The 24,139-nt window shown below is 71.4% G+C and carries 20 protein-coding genes; 7 read left to right on the top strand and 13 right to left on the bottom strand.

Annotation, left to right across the window (positions count from 1 at the left end; all coding sequences use genetic code 11):
* Positions 1-16: 16 nt before the first annotated feature.
* Entirely contained in the window at positions 17-466 is a 450-nt protein-coding gene (locus AB0J64_RS09845) for a hypothetical protein (protein WP_364023427.1), read from the bottom strand.
* A gap of 82 nt (positions 467-548) precedes the next feature.
* Between AB0J64_RS09845 and AB0J64_RS09840 the strand changes: the two genes are divergently transcribed.
* Together AB0J64_RS09840 and AB0J64_RS09835 are read left to right on the top strand one after the other, a co-directional pair.
* A complete protein-coding gene (locus tag AB0J64_RS09840) occupies positions 549-1,643 on the top strand; it encodes an MFS transporter (RefSeq protein ID WP_364023424.1) in 1,095 nt (364 codons plus the stop codon).
* Between the two features lie 95 nt (positions 1,644-1,738).
* Positions 1,739-1,984 carry a hypothetical protein gene (locus AB0J64_RS09835; protein ID WP_364023421.1) on the top strand — a complete coding sequence of 82 codons (246 nt, stop codon included), beginning with the start codon at positions 1,739-1,741 and terminating at the stop codon, positions 1,982-1,984.
* A gap of 9 nt (positions 1,985-1,993) precedes the next feature.
* On the opposite strand, the gene AB0J64_RS09830 is transcribed toward AB0J64_RS09835, so the two are convergent.
* The 8 genes from AB0J64_RS09830 to AB0J64_RS09795 all read right to left on the bottom strand — a co-directional run bounded on the left by AB0J64_RS09830 (position 1,994) and on the right by AB0J64_RS09795 (position 14,014).
* On the bottom strand, positions 1,994-3,094 hold the full coding sequence (locus AB0J64_RS09830; RefSeq protein WP_364023418.1) for a winged helix DNA-binding domain-containing protein: 1,101 nt from the start codon (positions 3,092-3,094) through the stop codon (positions 1,994-1,996).
* Positions 3,095-3,139: 45 nt separating this feature from the next.
* The gene (locus AB0J64_RS09825) at positions 3,140-4,834 is read right to left on the bottom strand and encodes an ABC transporter family substrate-binding protein (RefSeq protein ID WP_364023415.1); all 1,695 of its coding nucleotides are present in this window, start codon (positions 4,832-4,834) and stop codon (positions 3,140-3,142) included.
* A gap of 30 nt (positions 4,835-4,864) precedes the next feature.
* The gene (locus AB0J64_RS09820) at positions 4,865-6,877 is read right to left on the bottom strand and encodes an ABC transporter ATP-binding protein (protein ID WP_364023412.1); all 2,013 of its coding nucleotides are present in this window, start codon (positions 6,875-6,877) and stop codon (positions 4,865-4,867) included.
* Positions 6,874-7,788: an ABC transporter permease gene (locus AB0J64_RS09815; RefSeq protein ID WP_364023409.1), complete on the bottom strand. Its 915-nt coding sequence runs from the start codon at positions 7,786-7,788 to the stop codon at positions 6,874-6,876. Before AB0J64_RS09815 ends, AB0J64_RS09820 begins: the two co-directional genes overlap by 4 nt.
* Positions 7,788-8,771, bottom strand: a complete 984-nt coding sequence (locus AB0J64_RS09810) for an ABC transporter permease (RefSeq protein ID WP_364023406.1) — start codon at positions 8,769-8,771, stop codon at positions 7,788-7,790. Before AB0J64_RS09810 ends, AB0J64_RS09815 begins: the two co-directional genes overlap by 1 nt.
* A gap of 136 nt (positions 8,772-8,907) precedes the next feature.
* A complete protein-coding gene (locus AB0J64_RS09805) occupies positions 8,908-11,265 on the bottom strand; it encodes an AAA family ATPase (RefSeq protein WP_364023403.1) in 2,358 nt (785 codons plus the stop codon).
* Positions 11,266-11,329: 64 nt separating this feature from the next.
* A complete protein-coding gene (locus AB0J64_RS09800; RefSeq protein WP_364023400.1) occupies positions 11,330-12,226 on the bottom strand; it encodes a haloalkane dehalogenase in 897 nt (298 codons plus the stop codon).
* 15 nt (positions 12,227-12,241) lie between these two features.
* Positions 12,242-14,014: a tetratricopeptide repeat protein gene (locus tag AB0J64_RS09795; protein ID WP_364023397.1), complete on the bottom strand. Its 1,773-nt coding sequence runs from the start codon at positions 14,012-14,014 to the stop codon at positions 12,242-12,244.
* A gap of 260 nt (positions 14,015-14,274) precedes the next feature.
* Here AB0J64_RS09795 and AB0J64_RS09790 point away from each other — a divergent pair, with 260 nt between their 5' ends.
* The 4 genes from AB0J64_RS09790 (at position 14,275) to AB0J64_RS09775 (ending at position 19,604) form a co-directional block, all read left to right on the top strand.
* Positions 14,275-15,804 (top strand): MFS transporter, encoded by a 1,530-nt coding sequence (locus AB0J64_RS09790; protein ID WP_364023394.1) that lies wholly within the window; start codon positions 14,275-14,277, stop codon positions 15,802-15,804.
* A 35-nt stretch (positions 15,805-15,839) separates the two neighbouring features.
* Positions 15,840-16,493, top strand: coding sequence for a DoxX family protein (locus AB0J64_RS09785; RefSeq protein WP_364023391.1), 654 nt, complete (start codon positions 15,840-15,842; stop codon positions 16,491-16,493).
* 124 nt (positions 16,494-16,617) lie between these two features.
* Positions 16,618-17,640, top strand: coding sequence for a LacI family DNA-binding transcriptional regulator (locus tag AB0J64_RS09780; RefSeq protein WP_364023388.1), 1,023 nt, complete (start codon positions 16,618-16,620; stop codon positions 17,638-17,640).
* A gap of 122 nt (positions 17,641-17,762) precedes the next feature.
* The gene (locus AB0J64_RS09775; protein WP_364023385.1) at positions 17,763-19,604 is read left to right on the top strand and encodes a ricin-type beta-trefoil lectin domain protein; all 1,842 of its coding nucleotides are present in this window, start codon (positions 17,763-17,765) and stop codon (positions 19,602-19,604) included.
* 7 nt (positions 19,605-19,611) lie between these two features.
* On the opposite strand, the gene sthA is transcribed toward AB0J64_RS09775, so the two are convergent.
* A complete protein-coding gene (gene sthA / locus AB0J64_RS09770) occupies positions 19,612-21,027 on the bottom strand; it encodes a Si-specific NAD(P)(+) transhydrogenase (protein WP_364023382.1) in 1,416 nt (471 codons plus the stop codon).
* A 59-nt stretch (positions 21,028-21,086) separates the two neighbouring features.
* Between sthA and AB0J64_RS09765 the strand changes: the two genes are divergently transcribed.
* Positions 21,087-21,917, top strand: coding sequence for a PhzF family phenazine biosynthesis protein (locus AB0J64_RS09765; RefSeq protein ID WP_364023379.1), 831 nt, complete (start codon positions 21,087-21,089; stop codon positions 21,915-21,917).
* Here the strand turns inward: AB0J64_RS09765 and AB0J64_RS09760 are convergent.
* Genes AB0J64_RS09760 through AB0J64_RS09750 form a run of 3 tightly spaced genes read right to left on the bottom strand, consistent with a single transcriptional unit; the run spans position 21,895 to position 24,094 of the window.
* The gene (locus tag AB0J64_RS09760) at positions 21,895-22,731 is read right to left on the bottom strand and encodes a biotin-dependent carboxyltransferase family protein (RefSeq protein ID WP_364023376.1); all 837 of its coding nucleotides are present in this window, start codon (positions 22,729-22,731) and stop codon (positions 21,895-21,897) included. The two genes, AB0J64_RS09765 and AB0J64_RS09760, sit on opposite strands and share 23 nt — an antisense overlap.
* Positions 22,728-23,342: an allophanate hydrolase subunit 1 gene (locus AB0J64_RS09755; RefSeq protein WP_364023373.1), complete on the bottom strand. Its 615-nt coding sequence runs from the start codon at positions 23,340-23,342 to the stop codon at positions 22,728-22,730. The genes AB0J64_RS09760 and AB0J64_RS09755 overlap by 4 nt, the downstream gene beginning before the upstream one ends.
* Positions 23,339-24,094, bottom strand: coding sequence for a 5-oxoprolinase subunit PxpA (locus AB0J64_RS09750; protein ID WP_364023370.1), 756 nt, complete (start codon positions 24,092-24,094; stop codon positions 23,339-23,341). Before AB0J64_RS09750 ends, AB0J64_RS09755 begins: the two co-directional genes overlap by 4 nt.
* Positions 24,095-24,139: the final 45 nt, after the last annotated feature.

Below are 24,139 nucleotides of genomic sequence, written 5' to 3'. Positions count from 1 at the left end.
CGGTCCTGCGAGCTGTTCAGCCCTTGCAGTTGTCCCAGTCCTTGCGGCCGCCCCAGGCCTCCACGCGGCCGCTCGGGTCGCGGGTCCAGCCGGCGTACCGCACGCACTTCCAGGCGCCGTCGATGTGGCCGGTCTCGGCGTAGTACTGGTACTTCCGCACGTCCTCGGACCTGCCGCCGTCCTTGACCTCCAGGTAGGCGCCGGTGAGCGTGCGGGTGCCCGTGTACGCGGTCTTGATCGCGGCCACGCAGTTCTTGCCGGAGCGCTTGTTGTACAGCAGGTACACGTGCCCGAAAACCGCGCCCTCCCGGGTCTCCATCGTTCGGTGGCCGTCCTTGACGCGGTGGAAGCCGGGGCCGCAGACGCGCTCGGGGGTGTAGGCGGCCGTGGCGGCGTACGCGGAGGAGGGGATGGCGGCGACACCGGCCGCGACCAGGGCGGTCGCGATGGCGGTTCGGATGAGCACGATTTTCCCTTCGGCAGGGTATTAAGGACGTCGTTGATCTTCGCGGTGACATTACCGAAAATTGCGCAGGAGGTTGTGGTAAATGCCGCTTATTGCGGTGTCGGCGGCCTGGGCCGTCTTCTGGGGCTCCTGGTCGGCCCTCCTGCCCGCCATCAAGCTGGAGCTGGGCATCTCGGCAGGCGATCTGGGGCTGGCGCTGAGCGCCGTGCCGGTGGGGGCCCTGCCGGCGATGGCGCTGGCCGGACGGCTGGCGCGGGGCCGTGAACGGGCGGCGCTGATGATGACGACGGCCCTGTTCGGGCTGAGCGTGGCCGGGATCGGGCTGGTGGCCGCGCCCTGGCAGCTCGCGGCGGCGCTGCTCGTGGTGGGCGCCGCCAGCGGGGCGCTCGACATCGCGCTGAACCTGGCCACCGGACGGGCCGAGCGCGAGACCGGCCGCCGGCTCTTCCAGCCGGTGCACGCGGCCTTTCCTGTCGCGGTCATAGCGGCGGCACCCGCCACCGGCCTGGCCCGCTCCCTCGGCCTGAGCGTCGGCACGGTCCTCCTGCTCGTCGCCCTGATCGTGATCGTCACGTCCTTGTCGGTCCTTGCCCTGCCGGCAGGCCAGGGGGCGCCCGCGACCTCGCCGGACACCGGCAAGGGAGGCCTGTGGGGCGCCGCGATCGTGCTGGGGGCGCTGGCGGCCTGCGTGCTGATCATCGAGAACTCGGTCGAGCAGTGGTCGGTGCTGCTCCTGGAGGAGCACCGGGGCGCCGCTCCTCTGGTGTCGAGTGCCGCACCCTCGGTCTACATGGCCGCACTGACAGCCGGGCGGCTCCTCGTGCAGGCGCTGCCACGCGTGCCGTTGAAGGCGCTGTACCTGGTGGCGGGGTTAGGCGGGGGCGCGGGGATCGCCCTGGCGGGGCTCGGCGGGAGCGTGCTGATCTCCATGGCGGGCTTCGCGCTGACCGGCCTGGCGCTGGCGCCGCTGGTGCCCGCCCTGCTCAGCAGGGCCGCCGCCGACGATCCGAGCGGGACGCTGGTGTGGTGGGTCTCGACGATCTCGTACACGGGGTTCGTGGTCAGCCCGCTCCTCGTGGCCGGTCTGAGCGCCCGGCTCGGCCTGCCCATGGCCCTGGCCGCCCTCGGGCTCCTGGGTCTGCCGTTGGTGGCCCGTTTCGTGATGGATCGGTCCTGACTTAGCCCCATATGGGGGAAATTGGCGGTTCTTTGAGGAAGAAAGACCACGTAACCGGGTATCCCCCCGGCGGATCGACTGCGAGGGGGACCACCATGGCTGTCTGCGAGACCTGCGGAAACGAGTACGACATGGCGTTCGAGGTGCATGCGCAGGGCGCGGTGCACACGTTCGACTGCTTCCAGTGCGCGATCGAGGGCATGGCGCCCATCTGCGAGCACTGCGGCACCAAGGTCATCGGACATGGGGTGCAGTCCGGCGAGCACTGGTACTGCTGCGCGCACTGTGCGCGTGAGGAGGGCACCAAGGGTCTCGTCGACCGCGTCATGGCCTCCACCTGAAACCCAGGGCTACGGCAGTAAGGAGCGGACGCGGGTGATGGCCTCGTCGAGGCGCTCCTGAGGGACCGGGGTCGCGAGGTCGACGGTGATGTGGCCGTTCCTGGCCTCCCAGACGCCCGCGACCCGCCCCTCGTGCACGACCACGGGGGAGATCCACCCCGCCTGGCGGCTCACCTTGGGCTTGAGCGGCGGCGGGATGAGCGGGGCGAGGGAGCGTGGGGCGCCCAGGATGTACTGGTCGAAGCCCGGCAGCAGGTGGACCTCGGCCGAGGGCCGGGTGGCGGCCAGGTCGTCGAGGTGCTCGGTCAGCGCCAGCAGTGGCCGTCCGTCGTCCGTCTCCACCTCGGTCAGCTCGGGCGCGAGCGCACGGAACCAGCCCTTCAGCACCGCCTTCTTCGCCACGCCGCCGAACAGCCACGTGTCGAACATCTCCGGCGTCGCCGGCCCGTGCGCGCCCAGGAACGCCCGGGCCACCCGCACCCCGGCCTCCTCGTACGGCGGCAGCGTGGCCGGCCACCCCGGCAGCCAGGCACGCGGGGCGGTGAAGGTCACCCTGCCGTCGCGCGGCGGGCCGTAGCAGAGCTCGCCGAGGCGGCTCAGCGGCTTGAGCAGGGCGCCCCAGCCGGACGAGAGCGCCTCCCTGAGGTGAGCGTCCCCCGTCACCGCCACCACGGCCTCGACCAGCTCCTCCCTGGTCAGCGCCCGCGCGTCACCGTCGCTCAGCGCGCGGGGCACGGCGTCGACGATCGCGGCGATCTCGTCGGCCGTGACCCCGTGGCCGCGCTGCCACGAGCCCTTCTCCCAGAACCGCAGCGTGCTCAGGGTCGCGCAGTAGTCGGCCAGCGTGTCGGAGGGGACGAGGTGGAGGGTGCCCCGCATGATCCACGTCTTGGCCAGGGTGCGGTCACCCCACAGAGCCCTGTCGATCTCGTCGTGGTCGGGCGTGGCCCGCCTGACCGCCACCGCGAGCTGGGCCGAGGAGGCGACCTGGGCCTGGACGCCGCAGAGCCGCCGCGCGACCGCCACGGCGTCCGGCGCGTCGCCCCCGCTCACGAACTGTCTGCGCAGGCGCCACGCGAGGATCTGGGACCAGGTCACCTTCGTCGCCACGCGAACACTTCTACACCTCGCCGCCGACAAACCCGGAAAGGGTGGTCAGCCGGTGAAGCCGATGTCCTCGTAGCGGGTGTCGTAGAAGCCGCGCGCCCCCACGTTGGCCAGCGTCTGCCGGGTGGCCACGTTCTGCGGGCGCTGGTAGAGGGGCAGCACATTGACCGCCTGCCAGATCAGCTCATCCGCCCGGTTCGTCAACGTACGGGCCCGCGCCGGGTCCAGGGTCTGCGCGGCCCGGCTCATGGCCTGGTCGATGGCGGCCGAGCCGGTGCGGCCGAAGTTGGCGTTCCACGTCTTGCCGTCGGGAGAGTTCGCGTAGATCCCGTAACTGCTGGAAACGGGGAACGGCGTGCCGATGTACGCGAAGGGCGTGATGTCGAAGTTGCCGGGGATGACGTACTTGGTGAAGAAGTCGTCGCTGGGCACGGCCTTGATGGTCAGCTTCACGCCGATCTGCGCCAGCATGGTCTGCGCCAGCTCGCCCTCCTGCTTGCTCACCTGCACCCCCGACGGCACCACGAACCGCAGGTCGAACGTCTTGCCGTTCTTCTGCCTGACCGCGCCGTTCAGCTTCCACCCGGCGGCGTCCAGGAGCTGGCGGGCGCGAGCGGGGTCGTACACGCCGAGCTTGCCGGCGTTGTCCTGGTAGCCCTCCTGGGTGTTCATGAAGAAGTGGTTGTTCAGCAGGGTGATCGGCCAGTCCAGGCCCTGGAGGTCCGACTGCGCGATGGCCTGGCGGTTGATGCCGAGCTGGACGGCCTGGCGTACGTTCTGGTCCTTGAGCAGGTCGCTGGAGCCGTTGAAGGTGAAATGCCGGAAATCGGGTCCGGCGGCCTGCCGCACCTGCGCGCCCGGCGTTCCCTTGGCCCGCGCGTAGTCGGGAGCCGACGGCCCCACGTCGATGATGTCGAGCTCCCCGTTGCTGAACGCCCCGATCAGCGAGTCCTGCTCCGACGCCCGATAGATGATCTTGTCGAGCTTGGCCCGGTTCCCCCACCAGGAGTCGTCCCGCACGAGCGTGATCGTCTTGGCCGTCTGGTCGAACCCGCCGAACTTGAACGGCCCCGCCGTCACCGGGATCTTGTTCAGCCAGGCGTTGTCGAAGGCCTCGGGCGTCTGGTTGGTGGAGGCCGGCAGCAGCGGCCCGAACAGCGACTGCCAGTCCCCGAACGGCTTGTCGAACGTCACCACCACCTCATAGTCGTCCTTGCCCCGCTCCACCTTCTCGATGTCCTGGTAGCCGGTGGGCGAGGCGATGTGGAAGGCGGGGTTCCGTCCGTTCAGCGCGTGCCACTGCGCCTGGTAGTCGGTCCACGTGATCGGCTTGCCGTCGGACCACTTGGCCTTGGGGTTCAGCCGGTATGTGATCACCTGCTTGGGCTGCTGCCGGGTGATCTCGGCGTCGAGCACATAGTCATGGTTGACCGAGATATCCGCCTTCTCGTTGGACAGGAACGGCGAGGGCAGCAGCGCGTTGCTGACCGAGGCGGCCACGGCGAGGTTGCCGTCCACATGGTTCCTGTTCCACTGCGCCGGGAACTCGTTGATCCCCCACCGCAGGGTCCCGCCGTCCTTGACCTTGTCACGCGGCTGCAGGTTGATGTCGAAGGCCTTGATCGTACGCTCGTCCCCGCCGCTCGCCCGGCCGCCGGGGCCGCCCGCCCGCTCCCCGCCGCAGCCCGCCAGCAACAGCGAGCCGGTCACTACGACGGCCACGACACGACGTGATGCTTTCATCGAGCGAATTCCTCCTGGTATGCGCGAGGTCTAGACGACTTCGCGCCTCTCGGCGTAATGGCAGGCCGCCCCCTGGTCCTCGCCCAGCGGGCGTACCTCGGGCTCGACGTCCACGCAGAGCCGCCGCTCCTCGTCGGTGAGCTGGGCGCGGAACTTCGGGCACCTGGTACGGAACCTGCAGCCCGTCGGAGGGTTGGCCGGGCTGGGCAGGTCGCCCTCGAGCAGGATCCGCTCCCGCGCGCGCTCGCGTACCGGGTCAGGCAGCGGGATCGCCGACAGCAGAGCCTGCGTGTACGGGTGCGCCGGGCCGTCGAAGACGGCGTCCACCTGGCCGATCTCGGCGATCCTGCCCAGGTACATCACCGCCACCCGGTCGGCGATGTAGCGCACCACGGCCAGGTCGTGCGCCACGAACAAATAGGACAGCCCCAGCCGGGCCTTGAGCGAGCCGAGCAGGTTGATCACCCCGGCCTGGATCGACACGTCCAGTGCCGAGACCGGCTCGTCGAGGACCAGCAGCTTGGGCTCCAGCGCCAGCGCCCTGGCGATGCCGATGCGCTGCCGCTGGCCGCCGGAGAAGTCCTGCGGGTAGCGGGCGGCGTGTGAGGGGTCCATCCCGACCAGCGCGAGCAACTGGCCGATCCGCCGCCCCGGTCGCCGCTGCCCGTGGGTGCGCAGCGGCTCGGCCAGGATGTCGTGCACCGTCATGCGAGGGTCGAGCGAGGCCAGCGGATCCTGGAAGACCACCTGCATGTCACGCCTGATCGCCCTGCGCTCGGAGCCGCCGAGCCGTGCGGTGTCGCGCCCGAGCACGACGATGCGGCCGCTCTGGGGCTGGGCCAGCTCCAGGATCTGCGTCAGCGTGGTGGTCTTGCCGCTGCCCGACTCGCCGACCAGACCCAGCGTCTCGCCGTGCCGCAGGTCGAAGCTGACCCCCGCCACCGCGTGCACGGTGCCCACCCTGCGCTTGAACACCGCCCCTTTGAACAGCGGATATTCCTTGACCAGGTCGCTGATCTCCAGCACCGTGCGCTCCTCGCGCACCTGCGGCGCCGGCTCCGCGTGGACGGGCTCGGGCACGCGTGGGCGCACCTCGGACCAGCGGATGCAGGCCGCCCGGTGCCCGGCCCCCACCTCGAACAGCGGCGGCTCCCCCTCGTCGCACGCGTCGATCTTCATCGGGCAGCGCGGCGCGAACGGGCACCCCGGCGGCAGCGCCCGCGGAGTGGGCGGGTTGCCCTCGATGGGCGTCAGCGGCTGCCGCCCGCCACGGTCCACGCGCGGGATCGAGCCGAGCAACCCCACCGTGTACGGCATCCGCATCCCGTAGAAGATGTCGTCGACGTCGCCCACCTCGACGGGCCGCCCGGCGTACATGACCAGCACCCGGTCGGCGAACCCCGCCACCACCCCGAGATCATGCGTGATCATGATGATCGCGGCGCCGGTCTTGCGCTGCGCCCTCTTCAGCACCTCCAGCACCTGCGCCTGGATGGTCACGTCGAGCGCCGTGGTCGGCTCGTCACAGATGATCACGTCAGGGTCGTTGGCGATGGCCATCGCGATCACCACGCGCTGCCGCATGCCGCCGGAGAACTCGTGCGGGAAGGCCAGCGCCCGCTCGGCCGGATGTGGGATGCCCACGAGTTCGAGCAGTTCGACGGCCTTGACCATGGCCGTCTCCCTGCTCACCCGCTGGTGCACGCGCACTGCCTCGGCGATCTGGTCGCCCACCCGGTAGACGGGGGTCAGCGCGGACAGCGGGTCCTGGAAGACCATCGAGATGGACTTGCCGCGGAAGGACGTCAGCTCCCGGTCCGAGATCCCGATCAGCTCCCTGCCGTGCAGGCGTACGGACCCGGTGACGTGCGCGCCCGGCGGCAGCAGCCCCATGACGGCCGCCGAGGTGACCGACTTGCCGGAGCCCGACTCGCCGACGATGCCGAGGACCTCACCCGGCCGTACGTCGAGGCTCACCCCGCGCACGGCCGGGACGCCGTCGAAGGATACGTACAGATCGCTGACCTCGAGGACCGGACTCACCGCCGGGCCTTCCGTGAGGCCGAGGGGTCGAACGCGTCACGCAGCGCGTCGCCGACCAGGTTGACCGCGAGCACGGTGACCACCAGCAGCCCCGCCACGAACCAGAACGTCCACGGCGCGTAGACGGCCGTCCTGGACCCGTCGGCGATGAGCGTCCCGAACGACACGTCGGGCGGCTGGATGCCGAACCCGAAGTAGGAGAGCGAGGTCTCGGTGAGGATGGCGCTGCTGACGTTGAGCGTGGCGTCCACGATGAGCAGGGACGACAGGTTGGGGAGCACATGGCGGAAGATGATCCGTACGGGGGATACGCCCATGTAGCGGGCGGCCTGGATGAACTCCCGCTCCTTCACCGAGATCGTCATCCCCCTGACGATCTTCGAGGTGACCATCCACAGGAACAGCGCCAGCATGATCACGAACAGTGGCCACTGTCCGGCGCCGAACAGCGGCGACATGATGGCCAGGATCAGGAAGCCCGGCAGCACGAGCAGCAGGTCCGTGATCCAGCTCAGCGCCCGGTCCGTCCACCCCAGGAAGTAGCCGCCGAACGCCCCGACCAGGGCTGCCAGCGCCGTGGAGACCAGGGCCGCGAGCAGCCCCACGACCAGGGACTTCTGCATGCCGCGCAGCGTCACCGCGTACACGTCTGCCCCGGTTTGGAGCGTTCCGAACCAGTGAGTGGGCGACGGCGGCTGCATGAACGCGGTGAAGTCCTTGTCGGTGTAGGTCCACCTGCTGAACAGCGGCCCGGCGAAGGCCAGCAGGAACATCAGCGCCAGCACCGCGAACCCGATCAGGCCCTGCGTGGAGCGGAAGAAGCGCGCGGAGACCACCCGCACCCTGGACGGCACCCGGGCCAGGGCGCCGCCGGACAGCTCTTCGGCCAGCTCCTCGTCGGAAAGCGTCATCACGCCCGCACCCTCGGGTCGAGCGCGGCCTGCAGCAGGTCGGAGGCGAGCGAGGCGCAGAGCACGGCGACCGCCGCCAGCAGGGAGATGGCCGCGACGGTGTTGACGTCGTTGCTGAAGATGGAGTTGATCAGCTGCTCGCCGAGCCCGTGCCAGCCGAAGATCTTCTCGGTGAACGTGGCCCCCATCAGCAGCGCCGCGAACGTGAACGCGAAATACGTCGCCACCGGGATGAGCGCGGTCCGCAGCGCGTGCTTGATGAGCGCCTGGCGTCTGGTCAGCCCCTTGGCCCTGGCCGTGCGGACGAAGTCGGCGCCGAGCACGTCGAGCATCATGTTGCGCTGGTAGCGGCTGAAGACCGCGACGAGGCCCAGCGACAGCGAGATCGTCGGCAGGATCAGGTGCTGCAGCCGGTCGAGCAGCTGTCTCCAGAACCCGGCTTCGAGCCCGATGCTGTATTCGCCGCTCACCATGAACACCAGGGTCCTGAAGACGTGCTCGTTGGCCCAGGAGCCGGCCAGGATCAGCGTGTTGGCCAGCACGACGACCGGCACGGCGAGCAGCACGAAGGACAGGGCCGTCGAGAGGCGGTCGAACCACCCGTACTGCCTGACCGCCGCGAAGGCGCCCAGCAGCACCCCGAACAGGCTCCCGAACACCATCCCGAGCATGACCAGCCGGAACGTCACGCCCATGCGCCGCTTGAGATCGTCGTTGACGGTAGCGCCCCCGACGGACCTGCCGAAGTCGCCGTGCAGCACCCCGCTCGCCCAGGTGGCGTAACGCTGCAGCAGCGGCGTCTTGTCGTTGAGGTTGAGCGCCGTGAGCTGCGCGTCCACGACGGCGGGCGGAGGCTTGGGCGTGCGCTGCGCGTAGTTGGAACGCGGATCGAGGGCCGTGGCCGCCAGAAGGTAGGCGAGGCTGGCGGCCACCACGACCAGCACGACGTAGTTGAGCAGCCTGCGGGCCAAGAACCCCGCCATCGCTCCCCCTCCGCCGTGCACCGCGCATCGGCCTGGTCACCGCCGACGCCGCTCACTCTACGACATCGCCCCGTCACTGTGGGGGAACATGGACCGGGACTCCGCCTTGGCCCCGGCGGAGGACCGGCGAGGGGCCTCAGCGCCCGGAGAGCTCGTCGACCGCGGTGCGCACGTCCTCGCTCGTGATCGTCGTCAGGTCGGCCGAGCTGGCGGACCCGCCGCGCGACGCGTGGGCGGCCAGCCGCACGTCGCGGCGCATGGCGGCGCGCTCGAACAGCGACCTGGCGAAGCGGCCGTTGCCGAGGCCGTCGATCAGCCGCTCCTCGCACACCCAGGCGAACACCTCGTCGAGGTCGCGCAGCGCCTCGTCGTCGAAGGTGTCGCCGGCCTTCTCCGCCAGCAGCACCGCGATCTCGGACAGCTCGCCCGGCGAGTAACTGGGGAAGGCCACGCGCTGGCTGAACCGGCTGGCCAGACCCGGGTTGGTGGTCAGGAACGCGTCCATCTCGCGCTCGTAGCCGGCCAGCACGATCACGAGGCGGTCGCGGTCGTCCTCGGCCCGCTTGAGCAGGGTCTGCACGGCCTCGGCGCCGAACGCGTCGCCGCCCTGGTAGCCGGGGTTGACCAGGCTGTAGGCCTCGTCGATGAAGAGCACGCCGCCGAGCGCCCTGTCGACCAGCTCGTTGGTCTTGATCGCGGTCGAGCCGAGGTGCTGGCCGACCAGGTCGGCCCGGTGCGCCTCGACCACGTCGGGCCTGGCCAGCAGGCCGAGCGCGGCGAAGATGCGGCCCACGACCCTGGCGACCGTGGTCTTGCCGGTGCCGGGCGGGCCGACGAACACGAAGTGCCGCATCTGCGGCGGCGTGGGCAGCCCGCGCTCCTGCCGCATCCGCGCCACCTGGAGCTGGGCCGCGATGGCGTGCACCTGCCGCTTGACCGGCGCCAGGCCCGCCATCCTGTCGAGGTCGGCCAGCGCCTCCTCCAGCGTGGGGGTGGCGACGTAGCCGCGGAAGCGCGCGGTCAGCTCGTCGAACGCCTTGGTCACGTCGGGCGTCGTGGTGGTCACCAGGTCCTGCGTGGTCGGGGTGCCGCCCGCGCCCACCACACGCACGTCGCGGGCCTGCGCGGCGGCCTCGACCAGGCTGCGCGCGAACCTGGCGTTGCCCAGCTCGTCGACCAGGCCGCGCCGGTGCACGTCCTCGAACCGGCCGAGCAGCACGCGCCTGGTCTCGGCGTCCATCGTGTCGCCCCTGCGCCGCTGGAGCAGCTCGGTGACCTCGACCAGCTCGGCGGGGGAGTAGCCGGGGAAGCGCACCCGGGTGGCGAACCTGCTGGCCAGGCCGGGATTGCTGGACAGGAACGTGCTCATCTCCTGCTCGTAGCCGGCCAGGATGATGATCAGCCGCTCGCGGTCGTCCTCGGCCCGCTTGAGCAGCGTCTGCACGGCCTCGGCGCCGAACCTGTCGGGCTGCCCGTCGGAGGAGTTGACCAGCCCGTACGCCTCGTCGATGAAGAGCACGCCGCCGAGCGCCCTGTCGACCAGCTCGTTGGTCTTGATCGCGGTCGCGCCCAGGAACTCGCCCACCAGGTCGGCCCGCTGCGCCTCGACCACGTAGGGGGTCTCCAGCAGGCCGAACGCGTAGAAGATCTTGGCCAGCGCGCGCGCCACGCTGGTCTTGCCGGTGCCGGGCGGGCCGACGAACACGAAGTGCCTGGTGGGCCGCTCGGTGGTGTAGCCGGCCTCGGCACGCAGCCTGGACGCCTCGATGGAGGCGGCGATCGAGCGCACCTGCTCCTTGACCGGGGCCAGGCCGACCATGCTCTCGAGCTCGCCGAGCGCCTCCTCGACGGAGATCTGCGGCGGAGCGCCCGTCTTGTCCTGCGGCGACTCGAACCTGCCCTCGCGCACCCTGACCCGTACCTGCTGCTCCTCGGCCGCGGCGCGCTCCGCCCTGACCTTGCGGGCCAGCAGGAAGCGGTAGACCAGCACCGCGGCGGCCACGGCGTACGCCACCCAGACCGCCACGCTCGCGGTGACGAAGGAGAACGGCACGGCCAGGACGGCGGCGGGCGCGAGCGCCAGCAGCGTGGTGGCCCACGGCGCCACCCAGCGGATGAGGTGGGCGCCCCCGGCGACGGGCAGGGCCAGCGCGACCATCAGGTGCACCGCGTTGGAGCCCGGGGGGAACAGGTCGAGCCCGGAGAAGATGAGCAGCGCCAGGGGGATCCAGCCCGCCACCACCAGGACGGTGGCCGCCGCCCGGGGGAAGCGCATGGTCAGCGCGACGAACGCGAGCAGCAGCAGGACGACGGGGAAGGTCTTGAGCAGATCCCACCCGAGCGCCGCGCCCACGCCCATGGTGGCGACCAGCACGACCACATAGAGCACCCGGCGCACCCCCGGGGGAATCTGGTAATAACGCAGCCGAACCTTCTCGAACAGATCCCGCGCCACGGCCCGCCCCGCGGCCTGGGCCCTGCCGGACTCCTGCATCACGCCTCCCCGGTCCGCCCCCGGTTATACCGCACCAGACCGACGATTGGGCGCTCCTGACACGCTAGGTGGAGGTCACGAAAGCGGCGATCAGCCGCCCGAGTTCGGCGCCCGCGTCCTCCTGCAGGAAGTGTCCTGCGCCGCGGATCACGGGATGCCGCAGGCCGGACGTGCCGGAGATCGATCTGAGCAGAACGGGTGCCATACCTCCGGTGATCGGGTCGCCGTCGGAGAACGCCACCAGGAACGGCCGGTCGAGCGTCCTGAGAACCTGCCAGGCAGCGCGGTTGGCGGGCGCGGCCGGATCGTCGGGCGTGATCGGGACGAGGCCCGGCATGGCCCGTGGACCCGCTTTGTACGACTCGTCCGGGAACGGTGCGTCGTACGCCGCGCGCACCTCCTGGGACAGCTCCGTCTTGCAGCCCGCCTGGACCAGCCTGGCGATGTCCAGCACCGGGGCCTTGCGCACGGCGTCCTTGAACCGGTGCCACACCTCGGGCATGGGAGTGTCACCCGTGGGCAAGCCCGTGTTGGCCGCCACGATCCTGGCGATGGCGCCGGGATGCTCGGCGGCGATCCGCAGCCCGATCAGGCCGCCCCAGTCCTGCCCGACCACGGTGAAGTGGCTTAGGGAGAGCGCGTCAAGCAGCAGCGCGCGGGTCCACTCGACGTGCCTGGCGTAGGTGTGCTCGGCGGGATCGACCGGCTTGTCCGAGCGGCCGAACCCGATCAGGTCCACCGCCATCGCGCGCAGCCCGGCCGCGGCCAGCTCGCGCATGACGTGCCGGTAGAGGAACGACCAGGTCGGCTCGCCGTGCAGGAGGACGACGGGCTCGCCGTCGGCGGGGCCGGCCTCGACGTACGCCATGCGCAGGCCGTCGCCGACCTCGGCGTAGCGGGGCTCGTACGGGAAGTCGGGAAGGTCCGCGAAGCGCTCCTCCGGCGTGCGCAAAGTACGCATAGAACAAGATTCTAGCTAGCGTCGCTGGTGCCGGCCGGGGAACTCCCCGACGAGCACCTCTTTGGGGGTGACGCGCAGGACGTCCGAGTCGGCCATGGCGATCCCGCGCACCTCGACCCAGAACCGCCGCTGCAGCGGGTCCGCCGCGAACACCGCCACGCGGGGATCGGTCTCGATGGCCTCCCACGCCTCCGTCTCCGTGATCACCCGCAGCTCGCCCGACGAGGTGACGGACGCGACCGCGCCCGCGACCCTGGGTCCGAGGGAGTCGCCGAAGGAGAGCACGATGCTGCGGGCGTACGAGAAGGTCTGGCGCACCTCCGGGTCCAGCGCGACGGAGGGCTCGGCGCCCACGGGCAGGTCGCACATGATCAGGGACGCCCGCCACGGGCCCGGCCCGCCCCGCCACCAGGCGCGCGCGACCCTCGCGGCGAACACGGCCAGCGCCGCGCCCATCGCGCCCAGCCCCGCCCGCCACGCCCACGCCGCAGCCGGCTCGATCCGCCAGGCCTCCAGCAGGCCGCCCGCCGCGCAGGCGGCGGCGGACAGGACGACGAGGGTGACGGCGACCGGCAGCCACCGATCGTCGCGGTGGCGGGCGCGCAGGTAGCCGCGGACCATCGGGTACGGCACCGCGACCGCCGCGACGGCCGCCCTCGGCTCCACGGCCAGGGCCCCGCCCACCAGGGGGACCAGCACGGACCAGGTCCGGCCGAGGACGATCCAGAGCATCACGCCGACGTTCCTCTTCGCGGTCCGCTCCGCCTGCGCCTGGACCTGATCCGTCAGGGCGCGCTCCGTCTCGGCCATCGCCGGCAGCGGGCGGCCGCGCCACGCCTCTGCCAGCGCCCGTACGGCCGCCAGGGCCGGCCAGCCCAGCACCACGATGCCCGCCAGCCCCGCCCATACCGGATCGAACGCGGACGGCACGGACGGCATCGCGCCCAGCAGCAGCCAGGCGGCGAACGCGAGCACCGACACCGCGCTCGACACGAGCGCCGCGCCGAGCCAGGGATCCCTGCAGAGCATCGCGGGCACGTATGACCAGAGGCCCACCCGCCGCGCCTGCCTGACCGTCAGCGGCGCCAGCAGCACGAGCACCGCGAACCCGCCGAGCACGGCGCCGGAGCCCCAGTCGAGGAAGAGCGCCGCCCCGGCGATCCCGAGCGTGGCGACGGCGACCAGGAGGCGGGCCTGGCGGGACCAGACCTCCAGGGCCCGCCTGGCCCTGCCCGTGTCGCGCGGGTCGACGGGCCAGGCGGGATCGTGGTGCGGGCGCGGCCGGTCCCAGCGCAGCAGGGCCAGGCCGAGGTTCACGCGGGCCTGGGGGTGTCCGGGGTCGATGGCGAGCGCGGCCCGGTACGCCTGCACGGCGCCGGTGTGGTCGCCGCGCAGCAGGGCCAGGTCGCCCCGCATGACCTCGGGGCCGGGCTCCTCCGGCGCGAACTTCCCTGCGAGCGTGGCGTGCTCCACCGCCTCCCGCCAGCGGCCGGGGACGCGGCGCAGGACCGCGGCCAGGCGCAGCCGGGCCGGCCAGGAGCCGCGGGCCAGCTCCACGGCCTGCTCGGCGGCCGGCGCCGCGTCGGCGTCGCGGCCCAGCCGCTCGTGGGCGAGGCTGATGAGCCGGTACGCCCATTCGGCGCCCGGATCCAGGTCGGCCGCGCGGCGGGCGGCGTCGAGCGCGGACTCCGGACGGCCGGCGGTCAGCCGGGCAAGGGACTCGTCACACCATTCGCGTGAGGACCTGTCGGAAATATCGTCATTTGTGCCACTTGCGTCGATCCCCACAGGTCCATGATCGGTTGGCAAGCCAATGTTGGATAGATGCCGACATATGGCTGTATCTCTCTAGAGAGGTTCCGGTCAGGGGTGGATCGTCCGATACCGCTATGACGCGCGCCTGACATACCCTAAGCTGCGACGCAAGCCGGAGCGGTGGGAGTCGAGGCTGAGGAGCTCGGGAGGAGCGAGCGTCGGCCGGGCTTCCCGCACCACCGACCAAGAGCACGTGCGGGCCCTGTCAACGGATCGGCCCCGCAAGGAGCCCCATGACCGTCACACAGGCCGCACCTTTCATACGGACTGCCGATCAGGAGCACCGGGACCGCCGCTGGTCCATTCTCGTGCTGCTCTGCGTGAGCTTGCTGCTGATCACGGTCGACGCCACGGTGCTGCACATCGCGGTGCCCGCTCTCACGGCCGCGCTCGAGCCCTCCGCGGTGGAGCTGCTGTGGATCATCGACACCTACTCCCTGGTGGTCGCGCCGCTGCTGATCATGTTCGGCACGCTCGGCGACCGGTACGGGCGCAAACGGCTGGTCCTGGGCGGCTACGTGCTGTTCGGCCTGGCCTCGGCCGGGGCCGCGTTCGCCCCGACACCGCTGACCCTCATTCTCGCCCGGGCGCTGCTCGGCGTCGGCGGCGCGATGATCATGCCGGCCACGCTCTCGCTGATCCGCCAGGTGTTCACCGACAGACGTGAGCGGGCCATCGCCCTGGGCGTCTGGAGCGCGGTCGCGGCGGCCGGAGCGGCGGTCGGCCCGCTCATCGGCGGCGTGCTCGTCGGCATCTGGTGGGGCGCCGTCTTCCTGATCAACGTGCCGATCCTCCTTGCGCTGCTGCCCGCCGCCGTACGCCTGCTCCCTGAGTCGCCCGTGCGCAAGGACCGCCCATGGGACGGCGTGAGCGCGGTGCTGTCGGTCTTCGGCATCCTGGCGCTGGCGTTCGGGCTGAAGGAGGCGGGCGCGGGCAACCTGATGCCGCTGTGGGCGTCGGTGCTCGTGTTCCTCGGCGGGCTCGCCCTGCTGGGCCTGTTCGTCCGCCGGCAACTGCGGCTGCGCGCGCCGCTGCTGGAGGTGGGGCTCTTCAGGCGGCGCGAATTCGCGACCGGGGTGGCGGGCGTGCTGCTCGGCGTGTTCTCCCTCGTGGGCCTGCAGCTCATGCTCGCGCAATACCTGCAGCTCGTGCTCGGCGACAGTCCGCTGCACGCGGCCGTCAGGATGTTGCCGCTGGTGATCTCGGCCATCTCCGGAGGTCTGGCCGCCGCCCACATCCTGCCGAGGATCGGCATGCGGGCCACGATGAGCGGCGGGCTCGGGCTCGTCGCCCTCTCCCTGGCCCCCACCCTGAGCTGGGGGGTCGAGGCCCATCCCGTGACGCTCGCGATCTGTTTCGTGGGCATCGGGTTCGGGGTGCAGGTGGCACTGCTCGCGGCCTCCGACACGATCATGTCGTCGGCGTCGGAGTCCCAGGCGGGCGGGGCCGCGGCCATCGAGGAGACCGCGTACGAGCTGGGCGCCGGTCTGGGCGTGGCCGTGCTCGGCACCATCACCACGATCGTGTACGCCCCCGGCCTGCCCTCCGTGCCCGGCGTGTCCGCGAGCGGCATGGACCAGGCCAGGCAGTCGCTCGCGGGGGCCGCGCACGTCGCCCACGAGATCGGCGGCAGCGCGGGCGGCGCGCTCATGGACGCCGCCCGGTGGGCCTTCGTGAACGCTCTGCACACGACCGTGATCGTCAGCGTCGTCCTGCTCAGCCTGACCGCCGTCGCGGTGGCCATGCTGCTCAGCCGTGATTGAGGTGTGTCATGTCCCGATTAGGGCAAACAACTACCGTGAAACAGGCCCTCCGTGATCTTGCTGCTTTAGTCGCCCGCGTCGGCGTGGGCGGCATCTTCTTCGCCAACGGCTGGACCAAGCTGGAAGACGGGCTCAAGGCCACCGGAGTGAAGTTTCTCCAGCAAGGAGCCCCCGCGCCCGGCGCCTGGGCCACGGTCACGATGCTCACCGAGCTCATCGGCGGCGCGCTGCTCATCGCCGGTCTGGCCGTCTCGATCACCGGGCTGGTCCTGTTCGCGGAGGCGCTGGCGGTCTTCCTGGTCGCCCCGCCGCTCAATCCGATCAGCATGAACGAGCTCATCCTCCTCGGGGCCGCCTCCCTCCTGCTCGCCGTGGTGGGCGCGGGACGGGTGTCCGTGGACCACATGGTGGTGATCAGGAGGAGGGAGACGGAGGCGGCGAACGAGTTCGCCGCGGACTCGGAGGCCGACCGCGTCATCGCCTCACTCCGTGAACCCGACAAGTCACCCGCCCCGGATCCGAAGGAGTCCCCGGTATCCGCCACGGAGGACACGGCCCCGCACCCGCGCCCCCGCGCCCAGAAGCGGGACACCACACAGGCGGAGGACCCGGCGCCGGCGCCGGGCGACACGCTGGTGGCGGGCCGCAAGAAGCCCACCCCCCGCACCCGCCGCCCCGCCGCCGACTGACCCGACGCGCCCCCTTGACGGCGCCCCCCTGACCCACCCCCTGGTCCGTTGGCGCGGGCCGTCGAGCGGCGGGGCCCCGCACGTGGTGGCTATCCTGGCGGCAGGCGGAGGCAGGGGGCGTGGGATGGCGGCCAGGGCCGGCAGGGCGCGCGCGACGGTGCGTGACATCGCGGCCGAGACGGGCCTGTCCATCGCCACCGTCTCCCGCGTGCTGAACGGCCAGGCCAACGTCGCCCCGCACACCCGCGAGCTCGTGCAGCGCGCCGTGGGCCGGCTCGGCGACCAGGCGCCCAGGCCGCGCGCGATCCGCGAGCCGTCGCCCGGCGCCGTGTACGTGCGCTGCCCGTACGTGCTGACGGACTATTTCGGGCTCATCGTCTCCTCGGTCGGGGAGACCATCGAGCTGCACGGCAGGCAGATGATCCTCAGCGCGGGCGAGGCCGCCCAGGCCGCCCCGGTGCTCCCCGGCCTTCCCGACAGGCAGGACATCGCGGGCGCGATCCTGATCCTGCCTCCGGAGCCGGGCGAGGAGCTGGCGCTCCTGCGTGACCGCGGCTTCCCGTTCGTGGTGATCGACCCGAGGACACCGCCGCCCAAGGACATCGCCGCGGTGTCGGCCGCCCACTTCGCGGGTGGTCGCAAGCTGATGGCGCACGTGGCCGGGCTCGGCCACCGCAGGGTCGGGATCATCGGCGGCCCCGTGGCGTGGCTGCCGAGCGAGGCCAGGCTGGCGGGCTACACGGCCTCGCTGGCCGACGCCGGGGTGCTGCTCGCGCCCGAGCTGGTGCGGAACGTGCCGGAGCCGAGCACCGAGCACGGCTACCTGGCGGCGTGCGAGCTGCTCGACCTGCCGGAGCGGCCGACGGCGCTGGTGGCGTTCAACGACAAGATGGCCGTCGGGGCGCTGTGGGCGGCGGCCGAGCGCGGGCTGAGCGTCCCCGGTGACCTCTCCGTGGCGGGTTTCGACGACATCGACGTCAGCAGGGCCACCTCGCCCGCCCTCACCACCGTCCGCCAGCCCCTGCAGGAGATGGGCCGGATGGCGGTCACGCTGCTGGTGCGGCTGCTCAGCCGCCACGCGGTGGAGGCGTTGCACGTCTCGCTCGAGACCGAGCTGATCGTCCGCGGCTCCACCGGTCCGGTCTGACTCTGTTTCATTTGTTTCATCGCTTGACGCGGCTCTTTGCCCGTGCTGACCTAAAAGAAAGTTTCTTTATTGTTTCATTTGTTTCAAGGGCATCACCCCCCGCCCGGAAGGGAAGCAGAGCCGTGTCCCGAATACTCACGCTCGCCTGCGCGATCCTCTTAGGGCTGGCCGTGCCGATCCCGGCCCACGCCGCCGGCGAGCCGGTGAACGTCTGGCTCACCACCACCTCCGACTCGGGTGGCCGGAGCGTCACCCGCGGCCTCCAGCAGCAGACCCCGATCGCCTTCGGCCCGGCCGGCGGCACCGCCAACCAGACGATCACCGTCAACGAGGGCACCACGTACCAGCAGTTCGAGGGCGCCGGCGCGTCGATCACGGACACGACCGCTTACCTGCTGCGCGGCGGCCCCGTCACCGCGGCCACGCGCGACGCGGTCATGCGCAAGCTGTTCTCGCCCACGGACGGGATCGGCCTGTCGTTCGTCCGCAACCCGATCGGCGCCTCGGACCTGTCGCACCCCGGCATGGTCTCGCTCGACGACACCTGCTGCGACCTCGGCGACTTCGGCGCCAACGGCTACGACACCGACGTCCGCCTGCTGACCGTCCAGGCCAAGCAGCTCAATCCCGCGCTGCTGGTCATGGCCGTGCCGTGGAGCGCCCCCGGCTGGATGAAGGACAACGGCCGGATGGACCACATGGGCTGGCTGAAGTGGGAGCACTACGGCACGTACGCCCAGTACTTCGTCAAGTACATCCAGAGCTACCAGGCGGCCGGGGTCCCGGTGGACTACCTCTCGGTCCAGAACGAGCCCAACTGCTGCCAGGCGTCCAACCCGACCGCCATGGACTATCCCGGCATGAACTGGAACGCCTCCGGCCTGACCGAGCTCACCAAGAACTTCGTCTACCCGGCCTTCCGCGCCGCCGGGATCAACACAAAGGTGCTCGTACACGACTGGAACTACGGTGACTACGGCCAGATCGGCGGCCCCATCCTGGCCGACTCGGCGCTGCGCGGCGACCCGCTGTTCGGCGGCATCGCCTGGCACGGCTACTCCGGCGACCCCTCGGTCGGCAGCCAGGTGCACGGCCAGTACCCGTCGGTGCCCATGTTCAGCACCGAGCACTCCGGCGGCACCTGGATCGGCAACCAGCACAACGAGGACATGGCCGACATCGTTACCTACACCCGCAACTGGAGCCGCAGCGTGGTCAAGTGGAGCCTGGGGGTCAACCAGTCCATGGGCCCGCACAACGGCGGCTGCGGCACCTGCACCGGCCTGATCACGGTCCAGGAGGGCGGCTCGCGCGCCGGCCAGGTGGACTACACGATCGAGTACTACACGACCGGCCACCTCACCAAGTTCGTCAAGCCGGGGGCGTACCGGATCGACTCCACCGCCAACTCCACGATCCAGAACGTCGCCTGGCGCAACCCCGACGGCTCCAAGGCCCTGATCGCCCACAACGGCGGGACCTCGGCCCAGTCGGTCAGGGTCAACTGGGGCGACCAGTCGTTCGTGTACGCGCTGCCGGCCCGTACCACCGCCACCTTCACCTGGTCGGGCACGCCGGGCGGCAGCCCGGGCGGCGCCATCACAGGCCTGGCGGGCAAGTGCGTGGACGTGGCCGGCGGCAGCTCCGCCGACGGCACCGCCGTGCAGCTCTACACCTGCAACGGCTCCGCCGCCCAGCAGTGGACCCGCCCCGGCGACGGCACGCTGCGCGCGCTCGGCAAGTGCCTGGACGTGGTGGACCGCGGCACCGCCGACGGCAGCAGGCTCCAGCTCTGGAGCTGTTCCGGCGGCGCCAACCAGCAGTGGACCTACACCTCGGGCAGGGATCTGGTGAACCCGGCCGCGAACAAGTGCCTCGACGTCACGGGCAGCTCCAGCGCCGACGGCACCCGCCTGCAGATCTGGACCTGCACGGGCGCCGCCAACCAGAAGTGGACCCTATAGAACTTGATCACATGCCCGAGGTGAGCCGGGCGACCACCCGCATCTTGTTCATCGCGTCCAGCGCGGCCACCTTGTACGACTCCGCCAGCGTCGGATAGTTGAACACCGCGTTGACCAGGTAGTCGATGGTCCCGCCGCACCCCATGACCGTCTGACCGATGTGCACGAGCTCCGTCGCCCCCGTGCCGAACACGTGGACGCCCAGCAACCGCCGGTCCTCGGGGGAGACGAGCAGCTTGAGCATCCCGTACGAGTCGCCGATGATCTGGCCCCTGGCCAGCTCCCGGTACCGCGAGATGCCCACCTCGAACGGCACCTTGTCCCGGGTCAGCTCGTCCTCCGACCGTCCGACGAAGCTGATCTCGGGAATGGTGTAGATCCCGATGGGCGGCAGCTCGTGCATGTCGTCGACAGGCTCGCCGCACGCGTGCTGCGCGGCGAGCCTACCCTGCTCCATGGAGGTGGCCGCCAGCGCGGGGAAGCCGATCACGTCGCCCACGGCGTAGATGTGCGGCACCTCGGTCGCGTAGTGCGTGTCCACCGTGATCCGGCCGCGGGCGTCGGCGGCCAGGCCGGCGGCATCCAGGCACAGCTCGGCGGTCTTGCCCTGCCGTCCGGCCGAGTACATGACGCAGTCGGCGGGGATCTTCTTGCCGCTCTCCAGCAGGGTCAGCGCCCCGCCCGGGCGGCGCTCGACCGCGGCCACGTTCTCCCCGAAGCGGAACGTCACGGCCAGGTCGCGCAGGTGGTACTTCAGCGCTTCCACGATCTCCAGGTCGCAGAACTCCAGCATGCGGTCGCGCCGCTCCACCACCGTCACCTTGGTCCCGAGCGCGGCGAACATGGAGGCGTACTCGATGCCGATGACCCCGGCCCCCACCACGACGAGCGTCTCGGGGATCCGGTCGAGATGGAGGATCGCGTCGGAGTCGATGATCGTCCTGTCGTCGAATTCGACGCTGTCGGGACGGGCGGGCGACGTGCCGGTGGCGATCACGATCTTCTCGGCGGTGATCTTCGTCTCCTCGGTCTTGCCCTCCTCATGCGTGATCCCGACGGTGTGCGGGTCCAGGAAGCGGCCGGTGCCCTGTAACACGGTCACGTGGTTGCGGGCGAGCTGGCTGCGGATGACCTGGATCTCCCGGCCGATCACGTGCTGGGTGCGCATCCCGAGGTCGGTGACCGTGATCTCGTCCTTGACGCGGTAGCTGGCGCCGTACAGCTCCCGCTGGTTGAGCCCGGTGAGATAGAGGACGGCCTCGCGGAGGGTCTTCGAGGGGATCGTTCCCGTGTTGATGCACACGCCGCCGAGCATGTGCTGTTTCTCGACCACCGCGACGCGCCTGCCGAGCTTCGCCGCCGCGATCGCGGCCTTCTGCCCACCTGGCCCGGAACCCAGGACCACAACGTCAAAGTCCGCCACACCGTCCAGTCTGGGGGCGCCGTGCCGGTGGGAAAAGACCTGTCTGCGAGACTCCAGGTATGTTGCGCCCATTTACCGAGGTGGACGTCTTCACCGCCACCCCGTACCAGGGAAACGCGCTCGCGGTCGTGCTCGACGGCGAGGGCCTGACGGCCGAGGAGATGCAGCGGTTCGCCTCGTGGACGAACCTGGCCGAGACCACCTTCCTGCTGCCCCCGAGCACACCCGAGGCGGACTACCGGGTGCGGATCTTCACCGCGTCCGTCGAGCTGCCCTTCGCGGGGCACCCGACGCTGGGCACCTGTCACGCCTGGCTGGAAGCCGGGGGAGTGCCGCACGAGGAGGGAGAGATCGTCCAGGAGTGCGGGGCCGGGCTGGTGCGGGTGCGCAGGACCCAGGGCGGGCTGGCGTTCCAGGCGCCGCCCCTCGTGAGGTCGGGACCCGTGGAGGAGCCGCTGGTCGAGAAGATCGCCGAGTCCTTGCGGATCAAGCGCGACGACATCGTGGACGTGGAGTGGGCCGACAACGGGCCCGGCTGGATCGCGGTGCTCCTCGCGGACGCCGAGTCGGTGCTCGCGCTGCGGCCCGGCCTGGTCCCCAACTTCCTGGGCGTTGCGGGCCCGTACCCCGAGGGGTCGCCGTACGACTTCGAGGTGCGGGCGTTCACGCACGCGCACGGCTCCACCATCGAGGACCCCGTGACGGGCAGCCTCAACGCCTCTCTGGCGCAGTGGCTGCTGCGCACGGGCCGGGCCAAGGCCCCGTACGTGGCGAGCCAGGGCACGGTGCTCGACCGTGCCGGACGGGTGCACATCTCCACCGACGAGGAGGGGAACGTGTGGGTGAGCGGCTCCGTCGTGACCTGCGTCACCGGCCAGGTCGAGCTGTGAACCGCACCTCGTCGCCCGGCCTGAGCTGTGCGGCGACCGGCAGGTCGGCCTCGCGCACGACGCCGATCACCGGATAGCCGCCGGTCGGCGGGTGGTCGGCGAGGAAGACGATCGGCTGCCCGCTCGGCGGCACCTGGATCGCCCCCGTGACCATGCCCTCGCTCGGCAGCTCGCCCTCCCTGGCCCTGACCAGCTCGGCGCCGCCGAGGCGCACCCCGACGCGGTTGCTGTCCTGGCTCACGGTGTACGGCCGCGCGCACAGCACGCCCAGCGCGTCCGGCGCGAACCAGTCGTCACGCGGCCCGGGCGTCACCCGCAGCACGGCGGGTCCGGGCTCGGGCGGCGGCGCCAGATCGACGGAGATCTCGCCTTCCGGCGGGCCGACGGGCAGCAGCGTGCCCGCCCGCAGCGGCTCGGGCCCCAGCCCGGACAGGGAGTCGGTGGAGCGGCTGCCCAGCACCGGCTCGACCGCGATCCCGCCGCGCACGGCCAGGTAGGTGCGCAGCCCCCAGGCGGGCATGCCGAGCCGCAGCTCCGCTCCGGACGGCACCCAGAACGGCGCCCCCATCCCCGCAGCGGTGTCCAGGGGCGCGCCCGCGAGTGCCACCCAGGCGCCGTCGTGGAACAGCAGCCGCGCCATCCCCAGCGTCAGCTCGATCCCGGCCAGCCCCTCCGCGTTGCCCACGAGCCTGTTGGCCAGCCGCAGACTCCTCGCGTCGGCCGCTCCCGAACGGGGCACCCCCAAATGGGCGAAACCGGGCCGCCCCAGGTCCTGGACGGTCGCGTACGGACCGGGCGCCAGTACCTCGATCATGCCGGCTCGAACCGCACGCGCATGCCCGGCCTGAACAGGGAGGGCAGGTCGGCCGTCACGTCCCACACCCGCACGGACGTGCGCCCGAGCAACCGCCACCCGCCCGGCGAGGCGGTCGGGTAGACCGCGGAGTACGGCCCCGCCACCGCCACCGACCCGGCGGGCACCGACGTGCGCGGCGTGTCCAGCCTGGGCATCTCCAGCACCGGGTCGAGCCCCGTCAGATAGGCGAACCCCGGGGCGAACCCCAGCCACCCCACCACCAGCTCGCGCCCCGAATGCCGGGAGATCACCTCGTCCACCGAGATGCCCGCCAGCGCCGCGACGGAATCGAGATCCGCCCCGTCATAGACGACGGGAATCGTCACGGCCGCCCCCTCGGCCGCCGCCGCGCCGCCCTTGCCGCGCTCCCGCTCCACGACGTCCGCCAGACGCGTACGCAACCGCCCCTGATCCGCTCCTGGAGCCAGGACGAGCACGGTCTCGGGCCCCGGCACGATCTCGACGATCCCCGCGGGCCGATCGGCCCGCAGCGCCGCGTCCAGCCGGTGCGAGAGCTCCAGCGACCCGGTCTCCACGAGCAGCCCGTGCTCCCCGGCCGTACGGATCACGCGAACGCCTGCAGGACCACTCCGGCCTTCAGCAACGCGTCCCGCACCCCCTGTGCCAGCCGGACGGCGTCAGGCGTGTCTCCGTGGACGCAGATGGAACGGGCGGAAATCGGTACCCGGCTGCCGTCGACGGCCGTCACGGAGCCTTCCACGGCCATCTGGCGGGCACGGTCGGCCACGGCGGCGGCGTCGTGGACGACCGCGCCCGGCTCCCTGCGCGGCACCAGCGTGCCCTCGGGGGTGTACGCCCGGTCGGCGAACGCCTCGCTCACCGTCGGGACGCCCGCGGCCGCCGCCACCGCGTGCACCGCCGAACCGGGCAGCGTGAGCACCGGCAGCGAGGGCTCGTAGTCGGCCACCGCGTCGATCACCGCCGCGGCCTGCACCTCGTCGCGGCAGATCCGGTTGTAGAGCGCGCCGTGCGGCTTGACGTAGGAGACCCGGCCGCCCATCGCCCTGGCGATGCCGTCGACCGCCGCGATCTGGTAGAGCACCTCGGCGCAGAGCTCCTCCGGCTCGACGTCCATCTCCCTGCGCCCGAAGTGCGCCAGGTCGCGGTAGGACACCTGCGCCCCGATCGTCACCCCGCGGTCGACCGCCGCCGCGCACGTGCGCCTGATCGTCACGGGGTCGCCCGCGTGGAAGCCGCAGGCCACGTTGGCGCTCGTGACGATGTCGAGCAGCGCGAGGTCGTCGCCGAGCCGCCAGATCCCGAAGCCTTCGCCCAGGTCGGCGTTGAGGTCGATCACCATGGCAGTAGAGGCTATCTCGGCGCCTCTCCCGGCGTGGCGAACAAC

Origin of the sequence: Nonomuraea sp. NPDC049695, from assembly GCF_040674955.1 — a bacterium.
Lineage (GTDB): Bacteria > Actinomycetota > Actinomycetes > Streptosporangiales > Streptosporangiaceae > Nonomuraea > Nonomuraea helvata.
This window is presented reverse-complemented; position numbering and strand designations above follow the sequence as displayed.

Bases quoted from the DNA above. Each gene is read 5' to 3' on its own strand.
- AB0J64_RS09780 (WP_364023388.1), top strand. From the start codon at position 16,618: ATGGCGGCCAGGGCCGGCAGGGCGCGCGCGACGGTGCGTGACATCGCG.
- AB0J64_RS09790 (WP_364023394.1), top strand. From the start codon at position 14,275: ATGACCGTCACACAGGCCGCACCTTTCATACGGACTGCCGATCAGGAG.
- AB0J64_RS09805 (WP_364023403.1), bottom strand. From the start codon at position 11,265: ATGCAGGAGTCCGGCAGGGCCCAGGCCGCGGGGCGGGCCGTGGCGCGG.
- AB0J64_RS09750 (WP_364023370.1), bottom strand. From the start codon at position 24,094: ATGGTGATCGACCTCAACGCCGACCTGGGCGAAGGCTTCGGGATCTGG.
- AB0J64_RS09800 (WP_364023400.1), bottom strand. From the start codon at position 12,226: ATGCGTACTTTGCGCACGCCGGAGGAGCGCTTCGCGGACCTTCCCGAC.
- AB0J64_RS09840 (WP_364023424.1), top strand. From the start codon at position 549: ATGCCGCTTATTGCGGTGTCGGCGGCCTGGGCCGTCTTCTGGGGCTCC.
- AB0J64_RS09815 (WP_364023409.1), bottom strand. From the start codon at position 7,788: ATGACGCTTTCCGACGAGGAGCTGGCCGAAGAGCTGTCCGGCGGCGCC.
- AB0J64_RS09810 (WP_364023406.1), bottom strand. From the start codon at position 8,771: ATGGCGGGGTTCTTGGCCCGCAGGCTGCTCAACTACGTCGTGCTGGTC.
- AB0J64_RS09760 (WP_364023376.1), bottom strand. From the start codon at position 22,731: ATGATCGAGGTACTGGCGCCCGGTCCGTACGCGACCGTCCAGGACCTG.
- AB0J64_RS09835 (WP_364023421.1), top strand. From the start codon at position 1,739: ATGGCTGTCTGCGAGACCTGCGGAAACGAGTACGACATGGCGTTCGAG.
- AB0J64_RS09825 (WP_364023415.1), bottom strand. From the start codon at position 4,834: ATGAAAGCATCACGTCGTGTCGTGGCCGTCGTAGTGACCGGCTCGCTG.
- AB0J64_RS09765 (WP_364023379.1), top strand. From the start codon at position 21,087: ATGTTGCGCCCATTTACCGAGGTGGACGTCTTCACCGCCACCCCGTAC.